Source organism: Paenibacillus sanfengchensis (genome assembly GCF_036864765.1).
GTDB classification, from domain to species: domain Bacteria; phylum Bacillota; class Bacilli; order Paenibacillales; family Paenibacillaceae; genus Fontibacillus; species Fontibacillus sanfengchensis.
This window is the reverse complement of sequence record NZ_JBAGJC010000012.1, coordinates 130,646-140,694: the sequence shown is the minus strand read 5'-3', so window position 1 is coordinate 140,694 and position 10,049 is coordinate 130,646. Positions and strand designations below refer to the sequence as shown.

Below are 10,049 nucleotides of genomic sequence, written 5' to 3'. Positions count from 1 at the left end.
GTTGGATTAGAGATCATCGGGACTCTATTTCGCCTGAAGAAATTCCTGCGGCAGACGAACATGTTCAAGAGTTGCAACGCCTGCAGGAGGTAGAGCAACGCTACCAAAAGGCCGTTAAGGTCCTTGGTGAAAAAGAACTCGAAATCGAAATTTTGCGAGAGTTGCTAAAAAAGCAAAACCCCGCTTATCTGAAAAATTTGAAATAGCCGACCCATTCATTAAGCGGGGGGAACCGGCAGCTGTTGTGCTGCGCATTCTTGGGTTGTCAGAATCAACGTATTACGACCGTAAAAAGCGACTGGCCCAGTCAGCAGAAAAAGGCGAAGAACGTCCAACCGAAAGCCGTGCAGGTCGTCCCGTGCCTGGATACTCTTACACGGCTACAGGTGAGAAAGTTAGCGACGCACAAATCAAAGAATGGCTGCTCGAACTCCTTGAAGGAGAAGAGTTTGTCTATGGTTATAAGTTTTTGGCCCAATCCCTTCGAGATAAGTATGATCTCATCTTCAACAAAAAGAAGTCTTATCGACTTTGCCAAGAGTTAGACATATTGCAGAAACCTAGAAAGCGCGTACGTTCCCACCCTCGCCGATTACCGAGAAATCGAGTTATAACGGGGTCAAACCAACTTTGGCAAATGGACATTAAATATGGATACGCGATCGGGCAGGAACGGTTCTTTTTTGTACTCAGCATTATAGATGTGTTTGACCGAATGGTAGTAGGGCAGTATAGAGGCCCAGTATGCGAAGCTAAACAAGTCGTCCAAACCTTATGGTATGCCTTGCAAGACCGTATAGAGCCCGGCGAGCCCATGCCGGTGGTTCGTACAGACAATGGTCCGCAGTTCGTCAGCAAGCTATTTGGAGATACCTGTGAAAGCTTGGATCTTATTCATGAGCGTATACCACCTCGGTCCCCCAATATGAACGCCTACATTGAGTCATTTCACAGCGTCCTGGAGCGCCATCTGTTTAGCCAAAGGGACTTTATGACCCTCGATGAAGCTTATGAGGCGCTGGACCAATACATGGACTTTTACAACAACCGAAAAATTCACGGTAACTTAAGAAAAATGTCTCCAGCGAAGTTCTCGATATGGGTGAGGACACTGGAAGACACCTCTGCCTTTCATAGAGCGGTGTAATACGGCAGAATAAGGAGCAATCCTGTGAATTCATAAACATTGTAGGGTAGGACTCCGGATTAAGGGGGCCTAGCCGATTCTGCAGGAATTTTCGACGACACCGGCCCGTTTCTCTAAAATCGCTAGAAATACCTGCAGATTTGCATCTTTTTGGAGTTGGATGAGTTGGAAGGTGCGCTAGGCAACTTGATCGCCGTGGGCCCCATACGATTTTAATGTCTGATGAGGCACTAGTTCAGCTAACCAACTTTAGCCCTACGGCAGAACCGAGAACCATAGCTATAAATAAAATTCTTAAGAAGTTTCTGGGTTCTCCGTAAAATATCATCCCGAGGACAGCTCCTCCGGAGGCGCCTATTCCGGTCCATACCGCATAAGCCGTTCCCATCGGCAGGGTTTGCATGGCCAAAGACAGAAACAAAAAGCTTAAGCCAAATCCCGCAACCAATAACAGAAACGAGACCGCATTGCGATCTTTATTTAATTTATTCATCATAAGAACTCCGGTCATTTCAAAAATTCCTGCCATGATAAGATACACCCAGCTCATGAATGACTAGCCTCCCCTTCTTGTTTTTTACTCAGCATTTTGAGGCCAATTACACCTAGCAAGAGAACGCCGACCAGTATTAGTTTTACGGGTTGAACCGAGGACCCAAAGAGAATAAGATCCGCCAGAACGGTGCCGGCTGTCCCCAACCCAACGAAGACCGCGTAAACGGTCCCCACAGGAAGGAAGCGGGAAGCCCTAATCATTAATGTGAAGCTTGTTATGATGGCTACCACGGTAGCCGCCCATTCCATCATTCCACTTGCGTGTTTCAGTCCAATGACCCATCCCACCTCAAATAATGCGGCAATAATAACAGACAACCAGGTTTTATTCATGCCTTTCACACTCCTTGTTTAAAAAAAGTTATTTTATGGTACCTTGCTAAATGGGGATAAAATACAAAAAGCCCGAGGAAATTACTGTTTGTTCAACAGTGATCTCCCAGGCTTTTCTCCTTCCGTGTCACAGCCCATGCCGTGGGTTTTCTCTCGGACCAGACCAGAATAGCTGCGGAACCCTAGAAAACCTAATCTATTCTATTGGGGCAGCACAGTTTTATTTACATAGATCCTCGACAAATTTAGGCAAAACAAAAGAGGCTCTATGGAGTTCAGGTGTATAATACTTCAAATCCATACCATAGAAGTGATCCGGGCTCACAGTCAACGGATCATGTGTCTTGGATCCTATGGTGAATGTCCACATCCCGCTAGGATACGTTGGAATGTTGCATATATACAGACGGGTTGTGGGGAAAATTTCCTTGGAATCCTGAATGGCCTTGCGAATCAATTCGGCCTTAAACCAAGGGTTATCGGTTTGAGCTGCGAAAATACCGTCTTTCTTCAGTGCATTAGCAATGCCAGCGTAGAACTCTTCCGTTTCAATCAGATCTAGCTGTTGGTAGGGAGTTTTTTCCGTGTGAAGCGATTTTTTGACTTTAGCGGTGATGCCAAAAGAATTCGTTTGCTTTTCCGTAAACCAAAGTTCCAATTCAATTCCCCCCAGTAAGCTAATCCTCGTTCAAGTTTAAGCCGATTTATTCCTGTTCCTCTTGTCTGATTCCCTGCCAAAAGACATGCCATGATGCTTCAAGTCTCTTCAATGCACGCTCTTTATCACCGTAAAGCATCTCAACAAATACACTGTCCAGAATCGCCATGTAAGCGCCGGTAGCCTGTTCAATCGATACGTTTAAGCCGATGGAGCCGGGATTTTCAGCTGATGTGAAAAGAACTCTGGCTAAATCAGTCATTTTATCGACATACCCCATGCTCAACTTCATGGATTCCATTCTCAGATGGGTTGGAGGAAAAAAGGACATTCTCAAAAAGAATTTAGTCTCCTCTTCACGCTCATAACGCTCCATATACTGAATTAAAAAATCGTAAAGTTGAGTTTTAAAAGTCGATTTACTATCGGGTTTCAGATACTCTTCAACAAAGCTAAGTTCTTTCGCGGCCACATCCTGGTAAACGGCCATGAACAATTCGTCCTTGCCCTTAAAGTGATTATAGATGGATGGTTTTTTAATCCCCACTTCGGCCGAAATATCACGAAGCGAGGCACCTTCATAGCCGTTTTGCGCAAAATGGTGAAGTGCTATTTCCATAATTTTTTTTGCCGTCATACAACCCCTCCACCACAAACTAACGATCGGTAGTTAGCTTAGCATATCGAACGAGAAAATGCAACCGATCGAACATTGTATTTACGCAAAAAAGCGACCGTCATAGGTCGCTTTTCGCATTCGTGCCGGCTTAGGAATTCGGATTCTGGCGCAGATTAGCCAGTTTCTCCAAAAAGACCGCTACGGTTTCCAACGACATTGCGTCGTAACTTGTTAATAATTCCATCGCTTTCTGATCCTGCTGCTGGTGAAATAACCGATGCAGTTCGGCCAATTCGGCACCAAGCGGAGTCACCGAGAAGTAAATTTCCTTCAGGTTATCCGGCAGCTGGGTTTTCCGAATCAGGCCCTGATCCAGTAATTTGCGGGTAATTTTGGAGACGGCGCCTTTCGTTATACCCATATCGCGGGCGATATCGACCCCTTTAATGCGTTCATGCGTATCGATAACGTCCAAAACGTGCAGACCTGAGATGGATAGGTGGGGTAACAGCTCTTTTAGCCGGTCGTCGGAGATGTGCTCCATGAGCCAAAGCCGATCCTGGTTCTCGTCGTTTTCGCTGATGAGAATCCGGTACAGTGACTTTTCAATGCGGTTTTTGAGTTGAAGTAAATCATCATTTATATGGGTCATAAGGCAAGCCTACCTTGTTTTCTATTTATTATACCATGGTTTCCTAGGAAACCATTTGACAGAACGTCTTTTTCTTGCTATTATGGTTTCCATGGAAACCATATATATGGAGGGAATTTGAATGAATGAGGTCATGCAAGTCATCAGCCGGCATCGGTCCATCCGTAAGTTTAAAAATATTCCGTTGACAGGCGAGCAAATCGAAGCCATAGTCGATGCCGCGCAAATGGCTCCGTCTTCGGCGCATATGCAGCCGTTCTCGATCATCGGCGTCACCGATCAGGAACTACGGAGGAAGATCGCGGTACATGCGAAAAATCCGCCGATTGAGGAATGCGGGTACTTTTTTATTTTTTGCGCCGATCTCCATCGGATGAGGTTGGCTGCCGGCCCGGACCAACAGGAAAAAATGGGCCAAAACCTGAGCTTCTCGTATTTTTACCAAACCGCTGTGCTGAGTGCCGCGCTTGCCCTGCAGAATGCCAATGTGGCGGCCGAGTCTATGGGACTGGGAGCCGTGATGATCGGCGGAATTAACGAGGCCCTCCCCGCACTGGACGAATGGCTGGGCCTTCCGGATTTCGTCATTCCTCTGGTCGGCCTTGCAGTAGGCGTTCCCGATGAATTTCCCGAGCAAAAGCCGCGGTTGCCACGGTCCGCCGTGTTTTTTGAAAACCGGTATGATGATCGCGATCTTAAGGCAAAGGTAGAAACCTATGACCGGGAAATTGAGGAGTATTACGGCGCACGAACGAACAACAAACAAAAGGCAAGCTGGTCCGGCAAATTCGTCGCCATGCTGAACAAAGATTTGCCGTTGGGCGGGTATACGGAATACGTAAAAAGCAAGGGTTTTGACATGAAGTAGATATCCCTGAAACGCAAAAGATCTCACTTATAAATCGGAGAATATGGTGGGATTTTGCCTAAAGACTTGATTTGTAGCAATATCTTAGTACAATGGTTTTATGACTACTCAAAAATCATTGAATAATGAACACAGGGTCAAAATGTTTCAAGCATTAGCTGATGTAACAAGATTGGAAATCATACGAGTTCTATACGCCAATAAGAAGGAGATGAATTGCGGAGAAGTTGGGGACATTTGCAATACTTCGAAGTCGAATACTTCGTATCATTTGCGTACTTTAAGGGAGGCGAAATTGATTAAGGTACGAAAAGAAGCTCAAACGAAGTATACGAGTATCGACATGGAGACCTTTGAATCTTACTTGCCGGGATTTCTTGATACATTGTAGAAGGAAATTCCTTTTTTCTCTTCATTAGTTCAAAAGTTGTTTTACAACGAAACTAAGATCGATAGGAGAAGATGATTCCCATGATTAAGTTAACAGCGTTACTTTTTCTTATCATGTTTGTTATCGGTACGGATACATTTTTGATTTCTCCGCTCATCCCCACCCTTCAGAAATTGTTTCATATCCCGACCGAATATGCCGGTTGGATGGTCGGGGCCTATGCGTTGGGATATGCCATATTTGCTCTGATAGCCGGACCGCTTTCCGATGGATGGGATCGCAAAAAAGTAATGTTTTCCGGCATGGTTTGCTTCTCGGTTTCAACCATTTTATGCGGCTTTGCGACAGGATTTTGGACGATGTTTTTATTCCGTTTTTTAGCCGGAGTCAGCGCAGCATTCACAGCGCCGCAAGTCTGGGCCTCTATTCCTGCTCTGTTCCCTGCGGCAAAGACCGCCAAAGTATCAGGAATCGTAATGGCAGGCTTGGCTGCTTCCCAAGCTTTCGGCATACCGATTGGAGGCTTGCTTGCTGCAACCCATTGGTCTTATCCCTTTTTTACAATCGGTGCATGCTCGTTGCTGGTGGCTATATTCATCCCCTATGCTTTGCCCGAAATGAAACCGAAACAAGACCTAAGAACCAAGCTTCCGATATTTAAAAGATACGTCCCGCTATTCATAAGCCGAATCGCGAGAAGGTCTTTCCTGGCTCATTTCTTATTTCAATGTGGATTTTTTGCTGCCTTTTCTTTCATTGGAAAATGGATGACGGACCGCTTTCACCTTTCGGTTGATCAAGTGGGGTACGTCATGTTTTTTCTTGGCCTAGGGAATATAGTGGGAAGCTTTAGCGGTGCATATGTGATCAAAATGTTGAATCGTTTCAATACGATGGTTGTGGGCATTCTCGTCTCTATTGCATGTTTTATTGCTTTGCCTCACCTGCCATCGGTTGCGTCTTTCGAAGGGGTATACTTTTTCATATTCGCAACCATGGGCATCGTCTTTCCGCTCATCATGGGAATGCTGAATTCATTAAATCCGACAATTCGTGGCACGATCTCTAGCTTGGCCAATTCGATCATGTACGCTGCGACAGCGCTCGGCTCTTGGTTCGCCGGCTTGATTTATGCGACATTTAACGGTTTTTCCGCCGTAGGCATATTTGCGGCTATATGCTTTGCCGGTTCGTTGTTCTCTTTTATAGCAAGTGGTATTTTGACTAATCACGCTAAAACAAAAAAGGATTATGCATCATAAATGCACAGAAGAAATTCAAATGGATATTCTAAATCTTCCAAAATTCAACATCCTAAGTATAAGTGAGACTGAATATGATTTTCTAATACAAGTGGTGACGAACTCCGAGATAACAACTTCCCGTTGTTCGATAATACGCCTCCTGTCAGTGTGATTCGTGAGTGTGGCGAACAGCCCGTGGTATCGACATTTCCACCTTGATTGAAAAATTGGAGAAGGGCGAATTATAAGCCCTTTTCCACTATAATTTCCGAATACCCATTTTTTTTTGGGGGGGTTGACATCAAAGGGGGGATCGAATATATTCGTTACATACCAACCGAATGTATGAAAGGGAAGAGTGAATGGCAAGAAATAAATATCCGGAAGAAACGACCAACCAAATCCTAACCGTGGCGCTTAATCTGTTCATCCAAAAAGGCTACGAGCAGACCTCCATTCAGGATATCATCAACGGACTGGGCGGGCTGACAAAAGGGGCTATTTATCATCACTTCAAGTCGAAGGAAGAGATCATGCAGGCCGTTATCGACCATTTGTTCAAAGGTGTTGACGAGATGCTGTCCGACGTCCGGGACGACAAGGAGTTAAATGGCCTGGAGAAGCTCCGCAAGATTTCCCGCGTCTCTCTCAGCAATCCCGCCCAGAACGAGATGGCATCGGCGGCACCCAACCTTTTGCGCAATCCGAAGCTGCTGGCGGCCCAGATCGAGCACATGCTCGAAAAAGCCTTACCCGTCTATATCCAGCCCATCATCGAACAAGGTATGCGAGACGGCTCGATCCGAACCGACTATCCTAAGGAGCTTAGCGAAGTGTTGCTGATTCTCACCAACCTGTGGCTAAACCCGGCGGTTATCCAAGCTTCGCCCGAGATGCTGGTGCGCAAGGTAAGGTTTTTCGATCAAATATTGAAAGGCCTGGGGCTTGACCTGTTCGATGATCAAATGTTTCAACGATACGAGGAACTGTTTCGTTTGTCAGCTAGAGAGGACAGCAAAGATAACTAAAAAACTAAACTGCCGAAAGGCAGTATATTTTTAAATCTATACATACCATCGGTTGGTATGAATATTTGCTTCAGGTTCAAAACGCTAACGCTTATTAGAAAACATATTATAAGGAGATGTGAATGTGATGAATCAGAAATTGACAATGACCTCCCGCTCGCTGGAACGGCAAGACGGCGCTACGATGGATAAACTGACCTTTGCTCTTCTCAAAGGCATAGATGCTGATTTGTCAAAAATTACAGTCATTTACGGGAGGGAAACTAAATGAAAAAGATGATGGAACAAAGCAACGGAGGCTTTTCCAAAACAGGGCTGCTCAGAATGCGCGACGTGCTGTCACGGCATGTCGAGTCCGGGAAAATTCCAGGGCTCGTTGCCCTGGTCAGCCGGAACGGTGAGACGCACGTCGAAGCGATCGGCACGATGCGCCATGACGGTGGCGCGCCGATGCGCCGGGACACGATCTTCCGGATGGCGTCCACTTCCAAGATGGTCGGGGCCGCGCCGGTGATGATCCTACTCGACGAGTGCAAGCTGCATCTGGACGACCCAGTAGACAAATGGCTGCCCGAACTCGCCGACCGGCAGGTGCTGAAACGACCCGACGGTCCGCTGGACGACACCGTGCCGGCGCGGCGGCCGATCACCGTGCGGGATCTGCTGACCTCTACGTTCGGGCTCGGAATGGATCTGACGTTGATGGGCTCCCCGATCCAGAACGCGATCTTCGAGAATGGATTAAATGACACGCCAGGGCAGGAATTGCCCGAGCCGGATGAGTGGATGCGCCGCCTGGGTACACTCCCACTGAGCTACCAGCCCGGAGAGCGGTGGCAGTACCACCTCAGTAACGAAGTGCTCGGCGTGCTCGTTGCCAGGGTCACGGGTCAGACATTCGAGACGTTCCTGCGCGAACGTATCTTTGATCCGCTGGGGATGAAGGATACCGGCTTCTACGTGCCCGAAGGCAAAATTGACCGGCTGCCGCCTGCCTACATCCCCGATCCGCAGACCGGAGAGTTTATCGTGTGGGACGAAGCCGCAGGCGGACGCTACATTAAGCCTCCGGCGTTCCAGGCAGGCGGCGGCGGGCTGCTCTCCACCGCCGACGACTATCACGCGTTTTTACAAATGCTGCTGAACCAAGGGATGCACGGGACCGAACGGATCCTGTCCCGGCCCGCCGTCCAGTTGATGACCTCAAACCGTCTCACGCCCGAACAACAAGCATTCCGAGACGACTTGGCCAAAAATAACGTCCATTTATCGCATGGTCAAGGGCAGCACGGCGGCTGGGGCTTCGGGATGGCGGTACGCACCTACCGCGGCGACTATGCTTCCATCGGCCAGTTCGGCTGGGACGGCGGAAGCGGCACCTCGGCGTACGCCGACCCGGACAAACAGCTTACCGGCATCCTGCTCACGCAGGTCGGGATGTCCACCCCGGATTCGGCGCATCTTATCCACGACTTCTGGACCATGGTCTATCAGGCAATCGAAGACTAACACCGAGCCCGCGCCGGGTATGCCCGTCCTCAACCCACGGCACCCAACGGTCAGTCGAACCGTCAGCCTATTGTAAAATCATCAAAAAAAACCGCAAGCCCTGGGGAGAAATCCCTTACGCTTGCGGTTCTTTCGTACTAGCGGCAACTTCAGCTATCTTAAATTAATAGTGGCCTTGTCCTCATCTTGTGCCAGATTTACAATCAAACTATCTTTTGATTTAGCTACTGCGTCAGGAACTTCCATTACAACAAATCCGGTTTTTGAAGATAGCGGCTTAATACTTTCATTGCTAAGGTCTTGCTCTATCATCGTGATCGTATATTTGTACTCATATTTGTCCTGAAATATCGCCTTCATTTCGACTCCGCCAACCATTGACGTAAAGTTGTCAGCTTCCGTCCCATTATTTGTAACCGTATACTTTAAAATTAAAAACTTATTGCCCTCGTCCGCACTAGAAGAAAAGTAATCATCACTGACTTTTTGGTTGAATTCAAAGGAGTCCAGCACAACTTCCCAATCTCCCAAATTAAACTTGTCCCCTACTTTGTAGACAACCTCTTTCGGCTCTTCAGGCTCCTTAGTCGGTTCAGCTGTAACAGCGGCATCTTTTTGCTCATTATTTACGTTCTCTGCAGTGCCTTGATCCTTTGCAGAAGTATTAGCATTCTGCTTTCCTGCTGATGTAGACGCAGTACCTCCACATGCAGTAACCAGTAATAACAGTGCCACAAGTAAAATTCCCAAACTAGTCTTTCTCAAAACCTTCTCCCCCTTTTCTACATATTACCACATATTACGAGCTTTTTGGTTCCTAAGTTTCATTTTCTCCAATTTTTTGCCTTTCTTTCGTCCCAAATTTGTTAGTCACTGCCTTAACGTAATTTTGCCATTTTCTATTTCATCAAAATAAAGAGTTGCTAATGCATTGCGCAACTTTTTAATTATATGAGGATGCAAAAAAGCGACCGATTAAGGTCGCTTTTTCTCGTGCTACATATGGAGGCGAGGGGAGTTGAACCCCTGTCCGAAGGCAACGCCA

Annotated in this window: 12 protein-coding genes, 3 pseudogenes and 1 riboswitch; of the genes and pseudogenes, 8 read left to right on the top strand and 7 right to left on the bottom strand. The window is 47.0% G+C overall.

Features of this window, described 5'->3' with window-relative positions; translation table 11 throughout:
* A pseudogene (locus tag V4U84_RS21290) lies at positions 1 to 206 on the top strand (transposase); the annotation flags it as partial.
* A 38-nt stretch (positions 207 to 244) separates the two neighbouring features.
* On the top strand, positions 245 to 1,147 hold the full coding sequence (locus V4U84_RS21285) for an IS3 family transposase (protein WP_334074351.1): 903 nt from the start codon (positions 245 to 247) through the stop codon (positions 1,145 to 1,147).
* Between the two features lie 235 nt (positions 1,148 to 1,382).
* Here V4U84_RS21285 and V4U84_RS21280 read toward each other — a convergent pair whose 3' ends face one another.
* From V4U84_RS21280 to V4U84_RS21260, 6 genes and pseudogenes are all read right to left on the bottom strand, one after another.
* Positions 1,383 to 1,697: a DMT family transporter gene (locus tag V4U84_RS21280; protein ID WP_225038613.1), complete on the bottom strand. Its 315-nt coding sequence runs from the start codon at positions 1,695 to 1,697 to the stop codon at positions 1,383 to 1,385.
* Entirely contained in the window at positions 1,694 to 2,035 is a 342-nt protein-coding gene (locus V4U84_RS21275; protein WP_334074091.1) for a DMT family transporter, read from the bottom strand. Before V4U84_RS21275 ends, V4U84_RS21280 begins: the two co-directional genes overlap by 4 nt.
* A 101-nt stretch (positions 2,036 to 2,136) precedes the next feature.
* Positions 2,137 to 2,232, bottom strand: a riboswitch (guanidine-I (ykkC/yxkD leader).
* Positions 2,233 to 2,255: 23 nt separating this feature from the next.
* A pseudogene (locus tag V4U84_RS21270) lies at positions 2,256 to 2,573 on the bottom strand (spermine/spermidine synthase domain-containing protein); the annotation flags it as partial.
* Positions 2,571 to 2,693, bottom strand: a pseudogene (locus V4U84_RS27050) (spermidine synthase); the annotation flags it as partial. The pseudogenes V4U84_RS27050 and V4U84_RS21270, both read right to left, overlap by 3 nt.
* A 46-nt stretch (positions 2,694 to 2,739) precedes the next feature.
* The gene (locus tag V4U84_RS21265) at positions 2,740 to 3,330 is read right to left on the bottom strand and encodes a TetR/AcrR family transcriptional regulator (RefSeq protein ID WP_334074089.1); all 591 of its coding nucleotides are present in this window, start codon (positions 3,328 to 3,330) and stop codon (positions 2,740 to 2,742) included.
* A gap of 130 nt (positions 3,331 to 3,460) precedes the next feature.
* On the bottom strand, positions 3,461 to 3,964 hold the full coding sequence (locus V4U84_RS21260; RefSeq protein ID WP_334074088.1) for a MarR family transcriptional regulator: 504 nt from the start codon (positions 3,962 to 3,964) through the stop codon (positions 3,461 to 3,463).
* A gap of 121 nt (positions 3,965 to 4,085) precedes the next feature.
* Between V4U84_RS21260 and V4U84_RS21255 the strand changes: the two genes are divergently transcribed.
* The 6 genes from V4U84_RS21255 (at position 4,086) to V4U84_RS21230 (ending at position 9,004) form a co-directional block, all read left to right on the top strand.
* A complete protein-coding gene (locus V4U84_RS21255) occupies positions 4,086 to 4,832 on the top strand; it encodes an NADPH-dependent oxidoreductase (protein ID WP_334074087.1) in 747 nt (248 codons plus the stop codon).
* A 100-nt stretch (positions 4,833 to 4,932) separates the two neighbouring features.
* Complete coding sequence (locus V4U84_RS21250) at positions 4,933 to 5,223, top strand: ArsR/SmtB family transcription factor (RefSeq protein ID WP_334074086.1); 291 nt, start codon at positions 4,933 to 4,935, stop codon at positions 5,221 to 5,223.
* An 80-nt stretch (positions 5,224 to 5,303) separates the two neighbouring features.
* Positions 5,304 to 6,485: an MFS transporter gene (locus V4U84_RS21245; RefSeq protein ID WP_334074085.1), complete on the top strand. Its 1,182-nt coding sequence runs from the start codon at positions 5,304 to 5,306 to the stop codon at positions 6,483 to 6,485.
* A 344-nt stretch (positions 6,486 to 6,829) separates the two neighbouring features.
* Complete coding sequence (locus V4U84_RS21240) at positions 6,830 to 7,495, top strand: TetR/AcrR family transcriptional regulator (protein ID WP_334074084.1); 666 nt, start codon at positions 6,830 to 6,832, stop codon at positions 7,493 to 7,495.
* Between the two features lie 127 nt (positions 7,496 to 7,622).
* Positions 7,623 to 7,766 carry a hypothetical protein gene (locus V4U84_RS21235; RefSeq protein WP_334074378.1) on the top strand — a complete coding sequence of 48 codons (144 nt, stop codon included), beginning with the start codon at positions 7,623 to 7,625 and terminating at the stop codon, positions 7,764 to 7,766.
* An 8-nt stretch (positions 7,767 to 7,774) separates the two neighbouring features.
* Positions 7,775 to 9,004: a serine hydrolase domain-containing protein gene (locus V4U84_RS21230; protein WP_334074360.1), complete on the top strand. Its 1,230-nt coding sequence runs from the start codon at positions 7,775 to 7,777 to the stop codon at positions 9,002 to 9,004.
* 153 nt (positions 9,005 to 9,157) lie between these two features.
* On the opposite strand, the gene V4U84_RS21225 is transcribed toward V4U84_RS21230, so the two are convergent.
* Positions 9,158 to 9,769: a DUF4352 domain-containing protein gene (locus V4U84_RS21225; RefSeq protein ID WP_334074083.1), complete on the bottom strand. Its 612-nt coding sequence runs from the start codon at positions 9,767 to 9,769 to the stop codon at positions 9,158 to 9,160.
* Between the last annotated feature and the right edge of the window lie 280 nt (positions 9,770 to 10,049).

What these genes read in the sequence shown, in the direction of transcription:
- V4U84_RS21280 (WP_225038613.1), bottom strand. Translation starts at nt 1,697, where the DNA reads ATGAGCTGGGTGTATCTTATCATGGCAGGAATTTTTGAAATGACCGGA.
- V4U84_RS21265 (WP_334074089.1), bottom strand. Translation starts at nt 3,330, where the DNA reads ATGACGGCAAAAAAAATTATGGAAATAGCACTTCACCATTTTGCGCAA.
- V4U84_RS21275 (WP_334074091.1), bottom strand. Translation starts at nt 2,035, where the DNA reads ATGAATAAAACCTGGTTGTCTGTTATTATTGCCGCATTATTTGAGGTG.
- V4U84_RS21235 (WP_334074378.1), top strand. Translation starts at nt 7,623, where the DNA reads ATGAATCAGAAATTGACAATGACCTCCCGCTCGCTGGAACGGCAAGAC.
- V4U84_RS21245 (WP_334074085.1), top strand. Translation starts at nt 5,304, where the DNA reads ATGATTAAGTTAACAGCGTTACTTTTTCTTATCATGTTTGTTATCGGT.
- V4U84_RS21250 (WP_334074086.1), top strand. Translation starts at nt 4,933, where the DNA reads ATGACTACTCAAAAATCATTGAATAATGAACACAGGGTCAAAATGTTT.
- V4U84_RS21240 (WP_334074084.1), top strand. Translation starts at nt 6,830, where the DNA reads ATGGCAAGAAATAAATATCCGGAAGAAACGACCAACCAAATCCTAACC.
- V4U84_RS21230 (WP_334074360.1), top strand. Translation starts at nt 7,775, where the DNA reads ATGGAACAAAGCAACGGAGGCTTTTCCAAAACAGGGCTGCTCAGAATG.
- V4U84_RS21260 (WP_334074088.1), bottom strand. Translation starts at nt 3,964, where the DNA reads ATGACCCATATAAATGATGATTTACTTCAACTCAAAAACCGCATTGAA.
- V4U84_RS21255 (WP_334074087.1), top strand. Translation starts at nt 4,086, where the DNA reads ATGAATGAGGTCATGCAAGTCATCAGCCGGCATCGGTCCATCCGTAAG.